Below are 17,356 nucleotides of genomic sequence, written 5' to 3'. Positions count from 1 at the left end.
GCGGGAAGGCCACTTGTTCCTCGTCCCCCCCCGCCGATCGGCGGGCCTGCTGTTCGTGGATCTCGACCATTTCAAGGAGGTCAACGACGGATATGGCCACGCGGCCGGCGATGCCCTGCTGGTTGAGGTGGGACGCCGACTCGAGCAGGCGGTTCGTCCCGGAGACCTGGTTGCAAGGCTAGGCGGTGATGAATTCGTAGTCCTCTTATCCGATCTGCCCTCTCGCGAAGAATGCCTCGAGGTGGCCCAGCGCCTGCTTGGGGAATTTGAGAAGCCGATTGAGATCGACGGACAAGCCATGACGATCGGCGCGAGCATTGGCGCTGCCGTCGCCTCTGACGACGGGATGACGGCAGACGAACTTCTGCGCGCGGCCGATCTTGCCATGTATGAGACGAAGGTCGGCGGACGCAATGGCTTCTCCGTCTTCGACGCCAGCATGCGCGAACAGATGCAGGAAAGGCGAGATCTGGCGACCGGGCTGCGAAACGCGATCGGACGCAACGAACTGGAGCTTCACTACCAACCGCTTGTCGATCTACCCACCGGACAGACCGGGGGATATGAGGCGCTCGTGCGCTGGAATCATCCCGCCAAGGGAGTCCTGAATCCCGATGTTTTCATACCGATCGCCGAAGAGAGCACGCTTATCAACGAGTTGGGGGAATGGGTGATCCGCAACGCCCTCGCCGAAGCGGCCACGTGGCCGGATCATTTGACCATCGCCGTCAACGTCTCGCCGGCCCAAATGCGGGACAAGGGCTTTCTGAGGCTCGTCGCAAACGCGCTCGCCGCAAGCGGTGTGCAACCTCAGCGGCTTGAGCTCGAAGTGACCGAAAGCCTGTTCATCCGCGACGAGGAAGAAGTTCTCAAGCTGCTTCAGAGTTTCCGGAGAATGGGCGTGCGGATCAGTCTCGATGATTTCGGAACAGGCTATTCCTCTTTGAAATACCTGCAAGCGTTCCCGTTCGACAAAATCAAGATCGACCGCAGTTTCGTGTCTGGACTACTTGACCGCGAAGACTGCCAAGCCATTGTACAATCCGTCATCGCCTTGGCCAAAGACCTTGAGATCAGCACGACCGCTGAAGGTGTCGAGACCGATGACCAACTGGAAGCCTTGCGACAACGGGGTTGCGCCCAAGTGCAGGGTTTCCTTTTCAGCAAAGCGGTGCCTTCGCGAAACTTGCCCTTCAACCGGTCAGAAGGATCCGCTGAACGAGACCTGGAATCCAGCCTGGAATTGTCCGATGACAGCCTATCTCCAGTGCTCAAGGCCTCCTCTCAACGCGGAACGAGATGATGGCGAGAACGAATGCCGGTAATCGCCGACTTTGGTGCTGCTCGGGCCCTCGCAGGAACTGACGGGGCAGTCGTCAGAGCCCCGTCATGGTTCGTGCGGGGGCGCCGTAGCCGTGGATGAACGGGATGATCTCGGGCACCATACGCCAGGTTTTGGCGAGAGCGTGATTGGCGGACGGATCGCCGAGTAGCTCGACCCGGGAATGCAGTCGATCTAGTGGATTCGAACTTCCCTTCGACCCAGTCGCTAACCCTGATGCTCCCGTCTTCGAAGCAGGTCAGACACAACGAAATTGGCGGTCAATTTCCGGATGCCTGGCAAATTCGCCATCAGGCCGCTTTTGACGTGTTCGTACTCTCCAATGTTCTTGAGGCAAAGACGTAGCGAGTAGTTCATGTCGTTGGACAGCAGCAGGCACTCTTGCAGATTGGGCCAGTTCAATACGGCCTCTTCAAAGCGCGCGCGATACCCTGGTTGGCGTCGATCGATTTCGATCTGGATGATGACATCGATGCCGACCTGTTGCTCGGCTGCCGGTTCGGGCAAGCTGGACAAGCCTTCGGCGCGCAGCGGTTTCGCCGCAGGTTGCGGCGTCTCGGGCTGGGTGTCTTGCACAACTTTGATGACCGTCAGGAGCCTCTCTTGCCCCTCCCGGTCAGGCCATAGGATCGATTGCCCCTCGCGCAGACCTACAAGGCCAGCGCCTATCAAAGTGAGTATGGAAATTCGCCCCTGAACGATATCGGCTTCGCGGGGGTAGACCAATTGTACCCAGCGTGCAGTGCCATTCGCTTCGTCGCGATACTTCACTGTGGCACGCATGGTGACGACGTCTTTCGGGATGCGCTCGGCTTTCAATACCTTGGCGCGCAGAATCTCCTCAAGCAGGAGCTTGCTGACGTCGGGCGCAAGCTTCTCCGCTGAGTAGGCAAGCCCCGAGAGCGCATCGGCTTCGACGTCTATCAAGTGAATTGGCGGCCGCTTTGCCGCTCCTGACTTTGGCATGGCTGTAACTTTCCGGTGGATGGCATGGAGCAGCGCCGCTGTCGGGCGCCGTAGTTTCACCTTCACCCCGAGTTCGGGGCGCTATCCACCTGAACCCGGGGCTAAATGCCTGCGAGAAGCTGCCCCCCATGGCGGGCGTACCGGAAATGCCGAACGTCAAGAATCATGAGGTAAGGTTGCCGCAATCCGTGAGAGCAGTCAAATTGCGAGCCCGTGATCGGTCATGGTTTGGTCTTCACCGATCTCTCGCATCTGGCCAGCCACAGATCCCAATGCAGCCCCGCGAAACTCGATCAAGTGCGGGCCATGGTCGCCCCAAGGCGTAAGACCTCGATCCCGACAATCCTGAACGGGTCTACATTCCCATGGCGGAAGTTAGAGCGACCTTCGAATCCGCCTGATCCAGACAGGCACGTTGGCCGCCCAGCCATCCCAGACCCAACCCGATTTGGATGTCCGATTCCCTCCGCAGGAAAATCGCTGTCGAACGGCAAGGGTGGGCGCACGTTTGCCACTCCTTTCTCAGCGCAAGGCTCGCCGTTTCGGCGCGACTTTTCCTAAGCTTCTACTGCGATCCGTTCTACCTTGAGCGCGCGTACGCCAGCTAGGTCATAGGCCGACTGCATGCGAAGCAGGGTATCGGCCTTGATCCCGAATGCCCGTTCAGCAGAGTGCTGAGGGCTTGGCGCGAAAATCTCGTGAAAGGTCTCGGGTTTCATGCCCGCAAGCAACTCCTCGAGCGTGTAGTCCGGCTTCAGGACCGGCTTGATGATGAGCCGACCGCCCTCCTTGCGAATCTCGACTTCCTGACCGACATTCAGTGCGGCCGCGGCCGGGCATGATCGTCTTCCAGATGAGGGCGAAGGAACCCGGCCAGATTGTTTGACCGCGTGCGCACCGGCCAAAGGGACCAAAGCGGCGTTTCACTCTTCGGGCCCATCGCCCGCTATTTGCCCAGGTCGAGATAGTAGCGAGTTGATTTCAACGTGCCGGTCTGCCCCAATGCGCCCATACTGACCAACTGCTGCAAATCGCGGGTGGCGGTCGCACGAGAGGTGCCTGTGATGGTGATGTAATTGGCCGCACTCAGTCCCCCTGTGAAGCCATCCACCCCTTCGCGGAACATCCGGGCGATAACGCGGGCCTGCCGCTCGTTGAACCGGCCCCGGAAACGGTCGTAGAATTGCGTCTTGGTGATGAGAAAGTCGATCAGGGTAAGACTGTGCGTCTGAGCGTCCAGCACGGTTTCGGCGAAATAGGTCAGCCACGCAGTGATTTCGGTATGCTTGTTTGCAGCTTCCAGCGCATCGTAATAGGCGGCGCGCTTGCGCTGAATGACATGTGAAAGGGCGATTAGGCTTGGCTGGCCGATTGCCTGTGACAGCACCTTTTCGGCTAGCGCACGGGCCACACGACCGTTGCCGTCCTCGAACGGATGGATCGACACGAAATAAAGGTGAGCGATCCCGGCCCGGGTCAACCCTGGCAAGGGTCTTGGACCGTCGGGAGACGTTGCAGCGAACCATGACAGGAAACTCTGCATTTCCTGCGGCACGTCCTTCGAGTGCGGGGCCTCGAAATGAACTTTCGGCTTGTGGCTGAATCCCGAGACGACCTGCATGGTATCCGCGTGTTCGCGGTAGCTACCGACAGCCTCGATGTCGTGGCGCCCGCTGACGACCATGCGGTGCCAGGCGAACAGCGTCTCATCCGTAAGCGGCTTGGCAAACTCGCGATAGAGCCCAATCATCATTTCAGCGATGCCCCGCTCGGCCGGCGGGATGCGACGGTCGCCGATCTCAAGGCCGAACTGGCGGCGTAGCGAGCTTTGCACGCTGTCGCGATTGAGCACTTCACCTTCAATCTCGGAAGTTTTGAGCGCTTCGCCAGTCATGATGTCGATGGTGACGGCGGCACGGTCATCGTCGGCGAGGTGCTTTACCGACCCAATGAGAATGCCGGCTTGTTGCAGGAACTGGGCTTCAAGCGCCGCCAAGGGGGCGCTCTCCCAACGAAAATCAGGCCAGTCTGGCTGCTGCCAATTCCACTTCATGAGCTATAAATAGCCTCTTTATAACTCATTGAACACACTTTCCTGAGGCAAAAGCCTTCGATTTCTGCCTCATCCAGCCATCACACGCTCTCTTGGATCCTTGTGGTTCTTCGCCACATGGGGAGCAAGGGGTCTGTCGGCTCACCGGTTCGCGCTGCTGGGTGAGGGAATGTCGCAGCCATAAGATGAGCTGGGAGCCCGTGCCCGCGACCGGTCAGAAGAAGAAACATGATGAGTGGGAAGAGCGGGGGCAGGAAGATGCAGTACCAATGCCCCGCCAAGGTCAAACCGGAGTCTCAACACCTGGCCGCTTGCCGCAAACAGTCTGCAATGTTCAGAGCCCCCGTGAGAGAACCTTATTCCGGCTTGGAATTAAGGGCCTGGCAAACACCTTTGCACACTCAAACTAACCAACCAGCCTGTAGCCAATACCCGGTTCATTGCGGATCAGGCGAGGGTCCGAAGGGTCGGCTTCCAGCTTCAGCCGCAAGGCGCGGATGACGACGCGCAGGTAGTCGACGCTTTCGATGTGCGCCTTGCCCCATACCTGTTCGAGGATCGCGGCATGGGTGAGGATGCGTCCGGAGGCCTGCAGCAGGGCCTTGAGGACCGCGTACTCGCGTGGTGTCAGGGCAACCGGTGCGTCATTGCATCGCACTTCGTGGCGCGCCAGGTCCATGCTGACCGGTCCGAATTCGAGGCGCGCGTCGTCGCCGGTTATCGCCGTTCCGGAACGGCGAAGGGCTGAGCGCAGGCGCGCCAGCAGTTCGTCGCTGTCGAATGGCTTGGTCACATAATCGTCTGCACCGAGGTCGAGCGCCGAGATCTTTTCGGCTGTCTCGTGGCGCGCCGTCAGCACGATGATCGGAGTGGCGCAGCGTTGCCGGACCGCGGCGATCACCTCCAATCCGTCCCGGTCGGGCAGGCCCAGGTCGAGCAGGATGACATCGACATTGCCGCGATCGAGGGCGGCCAGCGCGCCGGCCGCGTTCGGGGCAGCGATGAAGTCGTGACCGGCGCGGGACAGGATTGCCTCGAGCAGGCGCCGGATTGCCGCTTCGTCGTCGACGATCAGGACCCTGCTCATTCTTCGGGCTCCGGTTGCCGGGGACTGACCTGCGCCAGCGAGAGGCGGAAACAGGCGCCGCCGGACGCGCTGTCCGACACGGTTATGGGGATCCCCATGGCCTCTGCAAAGCCCTTGACGATCGAGAGGCCCAGCCCACTGCCCTGCCCCCGGTCATCGCCTTCAAGCCTGATGAACCGTTCGAATATCCGCGCGCGGTCCGCTTCGGCGATCCCGCCACCGTCATCGCAGACCGCCAGCGCCATGCGGGAACCTGCACATCGCGCCGAAAGCGTAACCGTGCCGAAGGCGTGCCGCCCCGCATTGTCCAGCAAGTTGATCAGACAATGGCGCAGCAGCACCGGATCCGCATGGACGAACGGGAGGTCGGGCGGGATATCGCGCACCAATGCGATCCGGCCCGGCAGGCGCACGGCCTCCACCGCCGCCCCGACGACATCGACGAAATCGACGCTTTCCATCCGCGGTACGACCGAGCCATCTTCGATCCGCGCAGCGCCGAGCAGGTCCTCCAGCATCCGTTCCAGTCGCCGTGCCGCTTCAAGGGCCTCGTCGGCATCGGGTACGGTCTGACTGAGCGATACCAGACGTCCGGTTATGACTGTCAGCGGCGTGTGAAAATCATGCGCGAGCGAAGCAAGGAAGGTCCGCCTCAGCCGGTCGCCCTGGGCGAGGCGCTCGCGCTCGCGCGTCTCTTGTTCAAGCGCGACCCGGTCCCGGGCCTGACCGAGCAGGGCGGCAATCTGCCCCAGATGGGACAGGTCGCTTGCGCTGCGCGTGACGCCGGTCGCGGGACGGGCAACGGCAAGGACATCCGGGTCCGTCCCGAGGTGCGGGCCAAGAGGTATGAATGTCCAGTCTGCAGCGGGCATGACTTGCGTGGCGTGACCGGTCATGTCTGCGTTGTGCAAGGCCCATGATGCTGCGGCGAGGTCGAGCGCGGACAGACCGGCATCGTTGCCGGACAAAAAATCTTCGTCGATCAGCAGAATGCGGTCATGGCGCCGTTCAAGCCAGCTGATGGCCTCGCCCAGCGCCGATGCGGCATCCTTTGCCGCCAGCAACGCCGAAAGCGCTGCCAGTTCCTCGCTGCAGGCGGCGCGGGCCAGCGCTTCCTCCTCGCGCGCCTTCAGCAATGTCGCAAGCCGGCTCGTCACCACGGCGACCACGACGAATACGAGAACGCTGATCACGTTGTCGAAGCCGTGGATCCGCAGTGTGAAGCGCGGCGGAAGAAGGAAGAAATTGTAGGCGATCGCACCTGCAAAGGCGGCCAGCAGACCGGGCAGCAACCCGCCGCGCACTGCCGCGTAGAGCACGGGCAGAAGAAACATCAGCGCGGCCGAGGCAATCCCGATCTGGGGCAGCAGGGCGGCGGTGAGCCAGGCGATGGCCGCCACGCCGAACAGGGCAATCGCATAAGAGGCTATCGGGCGTTGCATACTGTCCAGTCCGGCTGCTCTCAGGTCACAATTCGATCTGACTTCCGAGTTCCACGACGCGATTGGCCGGAATGGCGAACCAGGCCGTAGGATCGGCAGCATTACGGTGCAGGAAGCGATAAAGCCACGTCATCCACCGCGGCAACATCGGATTGCTGGCGCGCCGGATGGCATTGCGCCCCACGAAGAACGAAGTCCCGCCTCGGCCCAGCAGCAGCCCTTCCCCGCGGGAGAGGTCGGTCGGAACGTCGACCTGATCCATGTAGCCATAATGCAGGACGGCCCTGGTGAAGCGCTCGTTGATCCGTTCCAGCGCCAGTCGATCGGCGGGCGCCACGTAGGGCACGCCCTCGGTGACCACCTTGAGCAGCACGTTCGTTTCGTGCAGCGCCTTGTTGTGCTTGAGGTTGTGCAGAAGCGCCGAGGGGGCAACGTCGAGGTTCTCGGTCGGGAACACGGCCACGCCGGGAATGATCACTGCAGGGCGCTGCTCCAGCGCTGCGGCCAGCTGCTGCATCGAGGCGCCCTGTCTGGCGATGCGCAGGCGCATGACCTGCCGCCCCCTCAGCCAGGTCGCAATCACCGTTCCCATGACGCCTGCAACGAGCAGCGGGACCCATCCGCCTTCCATGATCCGAAGCACATTGGCTCCCAGGAAGATGATGTCGAGGCCAAGGAACGGCGCAAGCAGCAGCGCAGTCCAGAATGGCTGCCAGTGCCATGCGCGCCAGGCGATGATGAAGGCAAGCAGGCTTGTCACGACCATGGTGCCGGTCACCGCGATTCCATAGGCCGTGGCCATGGCCGAACTGCTCTTGAAGACGAAGACGAGGACCAGCACGCCGCCCAGAAGCAGCCAGTTCACCATGGGCATGTAAATCTGGCCCCTCTGGGATGCCGAAGTCTGGCGGATGGTCATGCGCGGCAGCAGTCCCAGCGCAATTGCCTGATGCGTCAGCGAGTAGGCGCCCGTGATCACGGCCTGGCTGGCAATGATGGTCGCGAATGTCGCCAGGACGACCAGCGGCGCCCGCAGCGCGTCGGGCGCCATCAGGAAGAACCAGTCCGCATTCTCGAACGGCCTGCCCGCGGCCTGCGCGTCGGCAAGGGCCTGCAGCGCCATGGCGCCCTGCCCCAGATAGTTCAGCGTCAGCGCCGGCCAGACGAAGCTTAGCCAGCCCAGCTGGATCGGCCCACGCCCGAAGTGGCCCATGTCGGCGATCAGCGCTTCGGCACCGGTCACGGTCAGGAACACCGCGCCGAGCACGAAGAGCCCGGCCATTCCGTGCTGCGTGAGAAAGCCGATAGCCGCGAGCGGATTGAAAGCGGCCAGAATCTGCGGCGCATCGAAGATATGGGTCAGGCCCAGAGCCGCCAGCGCAAGGAACCAGACACAGCACACCGGGCCGAACAGGCTGGCAACGCCGGCCGTTCCCCGCGACTGGAAGGCGAACAGCCCGAACAGGATCGCCATCGTCAGGCCCAGGATCATCGGCAGTTCCATGCCCTCAAGCCCCGGCACGGTCCTTAGACCTTCGACGGCGGCGAGAACGGACAGGGCCGGGGTGATGATCGCGTCTCCGTAGAACAGCGCGGCCCCGGTCGCACCGAGGATGGTGACGATCAGCCAGCGGCCCCCGGTCGCGATCCGCGCCAGTGCCATGAGCGAAAGCACGCCGCCCTCGCCCTTGTTGTCCATCCGGCACAGAAAGAGCACGTATTTCAGCGTCACGACGATGATCAGCGCCCAAATCGCCAGAGACAGCACCCCGATGATGTCACTGCTGCCGATCTCCTGCCCGCCGACATGGGCAAGCGCCTCGCGGAAGGCATAGAGCGGACTCGTGCCGATATCGCCATAGACGACACCGATCGCGCCCAAGGTCAGGGCAGCGGTGGAGGCATGGGGCAAGGGAGATTTTTCGCGCATCTTGGTTTCCATTCGATCGTGGAAATCAAGATCGCGCGCCGGGGCATTAAGGCGCCATGGGAAAGCCGCCGGCGCGCCATTAAAAATGCATAAAGTCCGCCATCTATGTCTGCCCCCGGTCGTGCCCCCGCGCGCCTGTGCGACTGAAGCCTACCCGCCACCGAAGCCAATTCGTGCAAATCCCAATATCGGTACGCCGGGGATGAAAATGACCAACGTTTTGTCCGGTTGCCCGTGCTGGCTGGCGCCCGACCGGACTTCGCTTATGTGTGCCTGAATCGCTCATTTTCAGACGCCGTGGTCAGGCGTTTTTCGCATCTTCCACGAGCAGATAGCCAGTGCTGCGTCCCCCAGCGGCATCTTTCTCCAGAATGCCCTTGCGAACCAGGTCGTTGATGTCGCGCAGAGCCGTGTCGGACGACGTCTTGGTCATCGCTGCCCACTTGGCATTGGTCAGCTTGCCCTCGAAGCCATCCAGAAGACGATTGATCACCTTGCGCTGCCGATCATTGAGCGTCTGCCCTGCCATCGAGTCCCATAACCTCGCCTTGCGCATCACCCCTGCGAGGATCGTCTCAGCCCTGTCGAATGCACGATCGAGGCAGCCAATGAACCAAAGCAGCCAGGCCGTTATGTCCAGCCCGCCACTTTGCGTCGTTTCCAGCATGTCATAGTAAGCCTTCCGCTCGGCACGGATCTGAGCCGACATGCTGTAGAAGCGCTGTGCTGTGCCTTCCGCACGCGCCAACGCAAGATCTGCGATCGCACGCGCAATGCGCCCGTTCCCGTCATCGAATGGATGGATTGTTACGAACCACAGGTGCGCAACGCCAGCCTTCAGGACAGGGTCGAGCATCGCCGTCTCGAACCACACGAGGAAACCGGACATTTCCCGATCCAGCAGGTTAGACGCAGGGGCCTGATAGTGAACCCGCTCACGACCGATCGGCCCTGAGACGACCTGCATGGGGCCACCTTCATCGCCCCGCCAAGCACCGACCGTAATTCGGCTCATCCCGCTTCGCCCGGTCGGGAACAAGGCCGCATGCCAATCGAAAAGGCGCTCAGCTGTCAGAGGCCGAGCGTAGTTCTGGGTCGCATCCAGCATCATTTCCACGACACCTTCGACATCGCGATCGGCGTCGACCAATCCACCGATCTCCATCCCGAGGCGGCGCGCAATGGATGAGCGCACTTGCTCCCTGTCGAGCACTTCCCCCTCGATCTCGCTGGATTTCAGCACATCCTCAGTCAACGCTTGGAGCACCGCTTCTTCGCGCAATGGAAATCCCAATGCTTCCATATGCCCGATCAATCGGCCTTGCCTGTGGCGGACAGCCGCGAGCGGCTGAAAGAGCTGCCGCTCGTTCCAGATCAGGTTCGGCCAATCTGTCAGTTCGTGGATGCAGGGCACAATCACCGCTCCTTATGCGGTAAATATACCCATCATTCACCGCGCAGTGCAATGATTTTTCACCGCACAAAATACGGCGAATGCGGGCGTTAATCACCGCATTCCAGCGAGCGATCTCATGGCCAGGATTCGCTTCGAACCTGTCCACCACTGGCCGTATTTGGCCATTGCAGGTCCCGCGCAGGAACGACTTCCCCCGACAAATCTGTCCATCCGTGAACGTCCGAACCACCGCACGTTCGTACTAAGTCAACAGCGCGCGAAGGCTGGCACGAGCATGTACTTGATCGCCTCCTCGATCCAAAGCTTCGAGGTTGAATCACGTCCAGAGAATTGCGCCGACGAGCTTGATTATAATCTCCTCGTTGGAAGAATTCCCGATAGCACCTGCACTGAACGTGCCGGTTTCCTAACGGATAGCGAAGCCTGAACTGCCGGGCGGCGGCGCGGCTTCAGGCTGCGGCGAGGCAAAGAATCACCGGATTCCTTACCAGCTCGCGCCGTCGATGAACCGGCGAGGCAGCCCTTCCCACATCGCCCGGTCAAATAGCCTGAGATTGACACCGACGCGGTCGCAGGTCGGATCGCGAGGCGTCCAATGCGTAGTTACGCCGCAGGTCCCACAGTGCCACAAGGTCAACGTCGCGTCGCCCTGTACGTAGCCTACGCCCACCCCCGTGACTTCCACCTGGCCAAAAGTCCGGTAGGTCCAGAGTGCACCGGTTCGCTGGCAAATCGAGCAATTACATTCGCTCGCGTCGCTGGGATCGCCCTCGATCGCGACACGAATTCTCCCGCAGTGGCAGGCTCCTTCATACTTCATGCCGATGTCTCCTGCACCGATCCGACAAACCCCGGTTCTCCGCGCTTCGCCACATTAGATTACGAGATGCCGGGCACTACGGCTCGCGCCTCGCGCTCATACCAGTGCGGGGCGTCGCCTGTCATGGTATGCGTTGAACGTCCGTGGTTCTTCGTGCGAATGGCCCGATTTCTTCGAGCCCGCCGACGCGAAGCAAACGGTGACCTTCGCAAGCCCAAGCCAGCCTAGGATCGCCTGGGCGTTTGCCCGGCAGCATTCAGTGCCACTGCTTCCCTGACCAGCGTCTTGAATGCCGAGCTGTCGACCGCCTCACCTTCGTGCAAGTCGATGGCACGGCGAATTGCGCCGTTGAATCCGGCATTGAACAATCCGGCAGGATCTTTCAGCGCCGCGCCCCGCGCGAAGGTCAGCTTGACGTAATTCTTGTAAACTTCGCCTGTGCAGATCAGCCCGAAATGTTCCCAGGTCGGCACACCCGAAGGGTTCGTTGGCTTGATCCACTTTACGACTTCGATCACCTCAGGATCAGCCTCATGGATCAGTTTACGAACCTGTGCCAACGTTTCGCCTCGCCAGTCACGAAGGCCGGCGAGTTTCGCGTCGATCATCGCAGATGCGCAAGCCCGGTCGCTCATGCACCCTTCTCGATAATCTTCCAACCGTTCCCGGAAGGATCACGGAAGTTTGCGTCCACGTTGCCGTAGCGCGCGATCGGCTCCTGAGTGAACTCCACGCCCCGCTCGCGCAGCCGCGCGTATGTCGCGAAGCAGTCATCGACCGCCATGACCAGAGGCGGCATCGCGCCTTTAGCCACAAGTTCGTTCAGCGCTTGAGCAGTGGCGGCATCGTGCATTGGCGCCTGCGGTCGGAACAGGCCAAGCTGGAACGACGGCTGCTTCGGATGCTGCACGGTAAGCCAGCGATAGTCGCCGTTGCGCTGATCGGTGTGGACGCGAAAATCAAGCTTGCCGACGTAAAATTCGTAGGCCTCGTCCTGATCCCGCACGTACAGACCGACGACCTGAATTGCTTCACTCATGGGACCTCCATCGCTTGGGTTCCCACTCACTTATAGCAGCGGTTGCGACGACGCTTCTCCGAAACTGCTATGGTTAGGTCCGGGCGGTGGGCCGCGCTAAGATAGCAAGGTGGCACCTGACCCATTCCATGCGCCACACTCCTTTCGCGAGTACGGAACATACCGGGACTTTCCCCCGTAACGTCGCGGAAGGTGCGCCCGAAAGTGCCAAGACTGTTCCAACCGCTTTCGAAAGCAATATCGGTGATCGCAAGCTCGGTATCGCGCAGCAACGCCTTGGCACGCTCAATTCTGCGAGTCAGGAGGTAACGGTGCGGCGGTATGCCAAATGCCTTGCGGAACGCGCGCGCAAAATGGGCCTCCGACACACCGCTGACCTTGGCAAGCCGCTTGACCGGCCATGCCTCATGCGAAGAAGCGTCCATCCGGTCCTTGGCACGCAGTAGGCGACGAACAAGGAGCGGACATTGCCCATTGGCGGTCTGAGTTTCGCCATGAAACAAGAGAACGAGGTCGTCGGTCACGATCTGCTTGTTTCTAGCCCGAATAACTCAATGTTGCCAACGGAGGGACAGCAGTATGTCGCGCACGGCCGACTTGGCCAGCCCTTGCCGGCACGGCTCGAGGCAAGAGCCTTTGTCCCCTCGCCCCGCCTCCTCCCGTGAAACGGCTCCCCGAGCTGCTATTGTGCTCCACTCTTCGCAATCGCGTCGGCGATCATCGCTGCCAAGGCCTCTTCGGCACGCTCTCGCGCCAGAGCATCACTGCCTGCAAGATCCTTGCGAATCCATTCGGGTGCCCGCCCGACAACGTTGAGAATGATCTCACTAAGTTGCTCCATAGCCGGTGCCATTGCAGGTCATGGCCAAGCACTCAAGGATGAAAGGGACATCCGAGACGAGCCCGTTGCCTTGCCATCAAACCAACATGTCTCGGCGTCGAAGCGCGGCCGACACGTCGGCATCGAGGACGCACACGAGATTGCGCGAGCCACCCCTGTTGGCGTGATTGGTGCGGTATCCCTCGTAGTAGCGCGCCACGTACCCTGCCCTCTCGAGTTCGGTCACCACGCGACTGAAGTTGTCGGCTCCGGTCACGCGCACATGTTCCTCGACCGCGGCATCGATAATCCTTTGCGCTTCAAACAGGTCATCGGGCAGCTTGTCGGCCAGCTCTTCGCGCAGGCGCTGCTCGACCTTCTTGCGCCGCTTGCTGCGACCGGAAAGCCGCGAGAGCCTCTTGCCCACCCACGCGCGCAGCGGAAGCACCTCGGTCTCGTCCTCGACGAAAGGACCTATCTTCGAACCGGGACCTGCCTGCTCTGCCAGGAGGTTGAGAACAGCGAAGGCATAGCGCGGACGACTGGACACTTCAGACAAACGATCAAGGATCTGCCCGACGTTGGTTGCAGTCTTGCCCATGGGTAACGGCTGTTCCTGATCCTTGTTCGCCTCTGTTCCCACTATGCCAGAATCTGATGAATCTGACTAGAGGAACAAGACAAATAAGAAATGAATCCATGGCTTTAGCGGAAATATCTGTCGTTTTGACAGTTTGCCCGAAGCGCAGTTGAACACGCCTGACGTTCCCGTAATGATCCGGAAATGCTCAGAGTATGCTGCAAGCCACTGAAAAGGAATCACTTCGCACACCGAAGGCCAGTGTCCCTCCTGGCAAACTGTCATTGCGACAGCTCCTGCATATGGAGACTGTGCCGCAAGATGGCCGGGCAATGCTGGGCGATGCCTACCCGCTACCGAGGCGACCCGGGTGCACCTTCCTTGCAAGTGCGCCTTAGAAGGCAACGCTGAGTGAAGCACAGGCGGTCAGGTCAGTAGTATCCGACGTCTGTTCCATCCGCGTCGCGATCTGCCAGGTGAAGTTGTAGCCACCGGCCAGCATGCGCAACTCGCCGATCCAGGCACCCTGCAGGTAATTGGGCGTGATCGTGAAGGCATCGCCCGAATCGTAACTGTCACCGCCGCGGAAGTATGCGGTGGTCTTGCCATAGCTGCCTGCAAGGACCTCGCGACGGCCACCCTCGAACTGAAACGTCAGCGGGCGGCAGTCCGGCGAAATGGGTCCAAGGCTGTAGGAAGCCGTCACCGTCGTAGACCTGCTCGTACGGTCGGCCACCGTGAGTGCCATGGCATCGCTGTCCGCGGATTTCGTACAGCATATCGGGAGGGGCGCACAGGCACGCATCGGGCGGCTTTCTGACCGCATTGCTACCCCGGCTCCAGGTCCGCCGCGCGCAGCTTGCCGAGCACTCGCGCCGCGGCATTGCTGCCGACCGCCAGCTCGCGCGCGTAGTGCAGCGCGGTACCGGGCGAGGACCAGCGCAGCGCCAGCGCGATGCCGGCACCGTCCTCTCCGGCGGCGAACAGGTCCTGTGTGAGGCCCACCCGGAACGAGTGCGCGCTCAAGGACCGGATCACGTCCTCCTTTCGGCCGGGTTCGAGTTGAACATGGCCAAGCTCGATGGCCGCGATGGCCCTGCGTCGAAGGATGGCGACCACGCCTTGCCGGGTGAGCGGCCTGGTGGCGACATAATGCCGCACCGTCTGTTGCCCGGCCGCGTCCGGCCGACCGGTCAGCACATGGATCCGCCGGAACACCGGGCCTTCCAGAATTCCTGCCGCCGCATGCCAAGCCAAGAGGCGTGCCATGGTATCTGGGGAAATCCAGGCCAGAGTGCCCTCTCCTGTCTGGTCCGTCTTGGAACGCGCGATGTGCAGGCGGCCGCTGCCGTCTCCCACCCGGGTCAGATCGGCGACCTGACACGCCACCAGCTCGGAGACGCGAAGACCTGCATCGTAAGCCAGACTGATGAGCGCCGCGTCACGCAAGTCCTGTATGCCTCTGCCACAGGTGGCGAGCAGCGCCTGGACGGTCACGCCGTCCGGCGCGGCCTGTCCGTCCGCCATCGCTTCGCCGAAGCGCAGGGGCGCGGCCTGACGCTGCTTTTCGGGCCTTTCGCGCCGAATGCCCTTCAGCGTATCGCGCACCATTCCGGCCTGCGTCGGCAGCGGTTCGCTCTCCCCGAAACCGAGGACCCGGTGGATCCGGGCGATCGAAGCGATCCGGCGCGCCAGCGTCGCCGGCTTGACCGGGGCCCGAACTTGCGAGTCGGTCGAGAGCCAGCGCAGGTAGTGAACGAGCGTCTCGGGGCTCGCAGGCACGGCCTGCACCGCGGGCCGCTGCTGGGCGCACCAGGCGAGAAAGCACTTGAGGTCAGCTGTGATCGCCGCGCGGGTCGCAGGCGCCATAGCCGAAACCGCCGCCTCGAGCGCGATCACACTGGCCCGGCGCGTGTCGATCAGCGGCGCGTGGGCTTTGAGGACCAGTTCGACCGATGACGGGAACAGGCGCCCAGGCTCAACCAGCATCAGGGGTCACGGCGGATGTCATGGGGCGAAAATGGCGAAAAACATGGCTTTCGGCAACATCGATTTTACCATAATGTCCGATTATGGAAATATCGTAAAAAGCACTTATACCAGAGGGTGTATAGCTATTTGGCATTTGCTATACTTCGAGAACAAGGCCGGGTTGCGAGCCCCATCAGCAATAGACACCAGACTCGATCCGCCGGATCAGGGCGAGGACTTCCTCGAAACCCTGCTGTGAACGCATGGCACGCTCGCCAGGTGCCTCTCCCAGCGCGACGGCAAAGGCATCCACCCAACGCAGGGCTTCCGCCCGCTCCCCTTCGAAGAGGCGCTCTGTTGCAGCCTGTACGGCCAACTCCAGACGGTAATGCGGGCCACACAGGCTTCTGACCGTGCCATTGCCATCATGGAGGGACGCAACCGCGCCGCACTCTTCACAAAGTGCAGCTGATGCGCGCCTTGCAGCGTCTATCAGACGTTCGACGCCCGCCGGCACCGCAGCGTGTGAAGCCAAGGTGACTGCGAGTTCGCCTCGATGTGCACCCGCGGCGGTAACCTCTGCAGCGCAATCGAGCCGATAGAGATCGACGATGAGCCGATCGTAGAGTCTGCGCCATCCCGGCGGAACGCCGTCGCGCATGTCGATGTTCTCGACCAGACTGTCTGCTGCATTCTTCATCTTGCCAATCCTCCTTGCTGGTGAAGAGCGCGCCATGGTCCGGGGGCCAATTGCGACCTCCGGTCCACGGCCGCGGTTCAGGAACGGTTCTCCGCGTACCGTGCGAAGAAGACCATGGTCGCAGGGGCGCCCTCCCCTCTTTCGAACGCCTCCAAGGCCGAACGCAAGGACGGTGAAAGGAAGAAATCCGCGAAAGATACCGCGGCGCTGCCTTCTGCCAGTTGTGCCCGGTTGGCCAGTTCACGGCCGAACTCCAGCGCGATCCTGCGGCGAAATTCATCTTCGTCCCGCGCGAAGCCGGACGCAAAGTATGCGCAAAGGCCTGCCCCGGTGACATGATCTTCGCCGCTCGCACACCAGATGCGGCGCGGCGCGTTCAACCGGCGCTCGGTCGCTTCCCATGGGTACGAAGTCTCGGGCAGCGGCAGTTCAGGGACGGTCTCACCCGTCTGCAACAATTCCCGCGCCCGCGCGATCGTTGCAGCCCATTGATCGAGCGTCTCTTCCCCTTTTCCAGCAAGAAGACGGGCCATGGTTTCGGAGACCAGAGGCGTTTCGCGGCTCATGCTGCAGCCTCCGCGATGTCTGCGTACGTCTGCCACGCGCTCAGGGCCGCGGCATAGCCCCGATCCGAGCACAGGACATGGCACGCCCCGCCAAGCCCGTTTACGCCCAGAAACCGTGACAGGACGATGCAATGAACATGACTGCCATTGCCTTCCAGACCCGCAGTGCCGGGAACGTGAGCGACAAGGACAACGGGAAATCGGCCGGCGAAGTGGTCCCGCGCAAATGCCCGGACACGTTCGTAGCCCACATGCCACGGCTCGCTATCGTCAAGCGTGATCTTCGCCTGCACCATGGCATGGCTCTCGAACGGCGGCAGAGTGTCATCGAAGCGCTGCAGCAGAAAATCTATGCTGGCATAGTCGCCCGGAGCACTGGGCGGCAGCAGCACCTCGCTGCGCGCGGCGTGACCGAATTTCGGATCGTCGCCCGGTTTGAGTTTCCTTCGGACCCAGGGCGCAATCCCTTCCCGGACGCCCTCCCCCAGCCACCAGTAGCGTGTGAACGAAAAGCCGGGATGGTCCCAGTCGCCTTTCGAGAACGACTTGAGCGTGGCGACGGCCTTGTCAGCCGCGACTTCCGGCGTCGCAGCGGCCAGTTTCAGCATATGTTTGCGCGCCAT

At 61.7% G+C, this 17,356-nt stretch carries 19 protein-coding genes; 1 reads left to right on the top strand and 18 read right to left on the bottom strand.

Annotated features, from left to right (window positions below; translation table 11 throughout):
* Positions 1–1,303: bifunctional diguanylate cyclase/phosphodiesterase (locus SPHV1_RS18550; protein WP_231634742.1), on the top strand; the 1,303-nt coding region annotated here is incomplete at its 5' end.
* 246 nt (positions 1,304–1,549) lie between these two features.
* Here the strand turns inward: SPHV1_RS18550 and rnk are convergent.
* The 18 genes from rnk to SPHV1_RS18470 all read right to left on the bottom strand — a co-directional run bounded on the left by rnk (position 1,550) and on the right by SPHV1_RS18470 (position 17,356).
* Positions 1,550–2,308 (bottom strand): nucleoside diphosphate kinase regulator, encoded by a 759-nt coding sequence (gene rnk / locus SPHV1_RS26155; RefSeq protein ID WP_082431059.1) that lies wholly within the window; start codon positions 2,306–2,308, stop codon positions 1,550–1,552.
* A 557-nt stretch (positions 2,309–2,865) separates the two neighbouring features.
* On the bottom strand, positions 2,866–3,222 hold the full coding sequence (locus SPHV1_RS25855) for a hypothetical protein (protein ID WP_231634741.1): 357 nt from the start codon (positions 3,220–3,222) through the stop codon (positions 2,866–2,868).
* Between the two features lie 32 nt (positions 3,223–3,254).
* Positions 3,255–4,361: a Fic family protein gene (locus SPHV1_RS18535; RefSeq protein WP_054947513.1), complete on the bottom strand. Its 1,107-nt coding sequence runs from the start codon at positions 4,359–4,361 to the stop codon at positions 3,255–3,257.
* A gap of 406 nt (positions 4,362–4,767) precedes the next feature.
* The gene (locus tag SPHV1_RS18530; RefSeq protein WP_054947512.1) at positions 4,768–5,448 is read right to left on the bottom strand and encodes a response regulator transcription factor; all 681 of its coding nucleotides are present in this window, start codon (positions 5,446–5,448) and stop codon (positions 4,768–4,770) included.
* Positions 5,445–6,890, bottom strand: coding sequence for a DUF4118 domain-containing protein (locus SPHV1_RS18525; RefSeq protein WP_054947511.1), 1,446 nt, complete (start codon positions 6,888–6,890; stop codon positions 5,445–5,447). Before SPHV1_RS18525 ends, SPHV1_RS18530 begins: the two co-directional genes overlap by 4 nt.
* 25 nt (positions 6,891–6,915) lie before the next feature.
* Complete coding sequence (locus tag SPHV1_RS18520; protein ID WP_054947519.1) at positions 6,916–8,820, bottom strand: potassium transporter Kup; 1,905 nt, start codon at positions 8,818–8,820, stop codon at positions 6,916–6,918.
* Positions 8,821–9,121: 301 nt separating this feature from the next.
* Positions 9,122–10,234, bottom strand: a complete 1,113-nt coding sequence (locus tag SPHV1_RS18515; RefSeq protein ID WP_156367390.1) for a Fic family protein — start codon at positions 10,232–10,234, stop codon at positions 9,122–9,124.
* A gap of 487 nt (positions 10,235–10,721) precedes the next feature.
* Positions 10,722–11,057 carry a GFA family protein gene (locus SPHV1_RS24530; RefSeq protein WP_082431057.1) on the bottom strand — a complete coding sequence of 112 codons (336 nt, stop codon included), beginning with the start codon at positions 11,055–11,057 and terminating at the stop codon, positions 10,722–10,724.
* 224 nt (positions 11,058–11,281) lie between these two features.
* Entirely contained in the window at positions 11,282–11,692 is a 411-nt protein-coding gene (locus SPHV1_RS18510; RefSeq protein ID WP_054947510.1) for a DUF1801 domain-containing protein, read from the bottom strand.
* A complete protein-coding gene (locus tag SPHV1_RS18505; RefSeq protein ID WP_054947509.1) occupies positions 11,689–12,096 on the bottom strand; it encodes a VOC family protein in 408 nt (135 codons plus the stop codon). The genes SPHV1_RS18510 and SPHV1_RS18505 overlap by 4 nt, the downstream gene beginning before the upstream one ends.
* Positions 12,097–12,122: 26 nt before the next feature.
* Positions 12,123–12,620 carry a helix-turn-helix transcriptional regulator gene (locus SPHV1_RS18500; RefSeq protein WP_231634740.1) on the bottom strand — a complete coding sequence of 166 codons (498 nt, stop codon included), beginning with the start codon at positions 12,618–12,620 and terminating at the stop codon, positions 12,123–12,125.
* 158 nt (positions 12,621–12,778) lie between these two features.
* Positions 12,779–12,937, bottom strand: a complete 159-nt coding sequence (locus tag SPHV1_RS26150) for a DUF6771 family protein (RefSeq protein WP_369817950.1) — start codon at positions 12,935–12,937, stop codon at positions 12,779–12,781.
* A 76-nt stretch (positions 12,938–13,013) separates the two neighbouring features.
* Entirely contained in the window at positions 13,014–13,517 is a 504-nt protein-coding gene (locus tag SPHV1_RS18495; protein ID WP_054947508.1) for a hypothetical protein, read from the bottom strand.
* A 373-nt stretch (positions 13,518–13,890) separates the two neighbouring features.
* Complete coding sequence (locus SPHV1_RS18490) at positions 13,891–14,244, bottom strand: hypothetical protein (protein ID WP_054947507.1); 354 nt, start codon at positions 14,242–14,244, stop codon at positions 13,891–13,893.
* An 80-nt stretch (positions 14,245–14,324) separates the two neighbouring features.
* Positions 14,325–15,485: a tyrosine-type recombinase/integrase gene (locus SPHV1_RS18485; protein ID WP_231634739.1), complete on the bottom strand. Its 1,161-nt coding sequence runs from the start codon at positions 15,483–15,485 to the stop codon at positions 14,325–14,327.
* 175 nt (positions 15,486–15,660) lie between these two features.
* Positions 15,661–16,167, bottom strand: coding sequence for a hypothetical protein (locus SPHV1_RS18480; protein ID WP_054947506.1), 507 nt, complete (start codon positions 16,165–16,167; stop codon positions 15,661–15,663).
* A 77-nt stretch (positions 16,168–16,244) separates the two neighbouring features.
* Positions 16,245–16,733: a hypothetical protein gene (locus SPHV1_RS18475; protein WP_054947505.1), complete on the bottom strand. Its 489-nt coding sequence runs from the start codon at positions 16,731–16,733 to the stop codon at positions 16,245–16,247.
* Positions 16,730–17,356: a hypothetical protein gene (locus SPHV1_RS18470; protein ID WP_054947504.1), complete on the bottom strand. Its 627-nt coding sequence runs from the start codon at positions 17,354–17,356 to the stop codon at positions 16,730–16,732. The genes SPHV1_RS18475 and SPHV1_RS18470 overlap by 4 nt, the downstream gene beginning before the upstream one ends.

Source organism: Novosphingobium sp. KN65.2 (genome assembly GCF_001368935.1).
GTDB lineage: Bacteria > Pseudomonadota > Alphaproteobacteria > Sphingomonadales > Sphingomonadaceae > Novosphingobium > Novosphingobium mathurense.
Note: the sequence above shows the minus strand (reverse complement) of the source record. Positions and strands in the feature narration are given on the sequence as shown.

Excerpts from the sequence above, each read along its gene's own strand:
- rnk (WP_082431059.1), bottom strand. The coding sequence starts at position 2,308 with ATGCCAAAGTCAGGAGCGGCAAAGCGGCCGCCAATTCACTTGATAGAC.
- SPHV1_RS18535 (WP_054947513.1), bottom strand. The coding sequence starts at position 4,361 with ATGAAGTGGAATTGGCAGCAGCCAGACTGGCCTGATTTTCGTTGGGAG.
- SPHV1_RS18530 (WP_054947512.1), bottom strand. The coding sequence starts at position 5,448 with ATGAGCAGGGTCCTGATCGTCGACGACGAAGCGGCAATCCGGCGCCTG.
- SPHV1_RS18525 (WP_054947511.1), bottom strand. The coding sequence starts at position 6,890 with ATGCAACGCCCGATAGCCTCTTATGCGATTGCCCTGTTCGGCGTGGCG.
- SPHV1_RS18520 (WP_054947519.1), bottom strand. The coding sequence starts at position 8,820 with ATGCGCGAAAAATCTCCCTTGCCCCATGCCTCCACCGCTGCCCTGACC.
- SPHV1_RS24530 (WP_082431057.1), bottom strand. The coding sequence starts at position 11,057 with ATGAAGTATGAAGGAGCCTGCCACTGCGGGAGAATTCGTGTCGCGATC.
- SPHV1_RS18510 (WP_054947510.1), bottom strand. The coding sequence starts at position 11,692 with ATGAGCGACCGGGCTTGCGCATCTGCGATGATCGACGCGAAACTCGCC.
- SPHV1_RS18505 (WP_054947509.1), bottom strand. The coding sequence starts at position 12,096 with ATGAGTGAAGCAATTCAGGTCGTCGGTCTGTACGTGCGGGATCAGGAC.
- SPHV1_RS26150 (WP_369817950.1), bottom strand. The coding sequence starts at position 12,937 with ATGGAGCAACTTAGTGAGATCATTCTCAACGTTGTCGGGCGGGCACCC.
- SPHV1_RS18495 (WP_054947508.1), bottom strand. The coding sequence starts at position 13,517 with ATGGGCAAGACTGCAACCAACGTCGGGCAGATCCTTGATCGTTTGTCT.
- SPHV1_RS18490 (WP_054947507.1), bottom strand. The coding sequence starts at position 14,244 with ATGGCACTCACGGTGGCCGACCGTACGAGCAGGTCTACGACGGTGACG.
- SPHV1_RS18485 (WP_231634739.1), bottom strand. The coding sequence starts at position 15,485 with ATGCTGGTTGAGCCTGGGCGCCTGTTCCCGTCATCGGTCGAACTGGTC.
- SPHV1_RS18480 (WP_054947506.1), bottom strand. The coding sequence starts at position 16,167 with ATGAAGAATGCAGCAGACAGTCTGGTCGAGAACATCGACATGCGCGAC.
- SPHV1_RS18475 (WP_054947505.1), bottom strand. The coding sequence starts at position 16,733 with ATGAGCCGCGAAACGCCTCTGGTCTCCGAAACCATGGCCCGTCTTCTT.
- SPHV1_RS18470 (WP_054947504.1), bottom strand. The coding sequence starts at position 17,356 with ATGGCGCGCAAACATATGCTGAAACTGGCCGCTGCGACGCCGGAAGTC.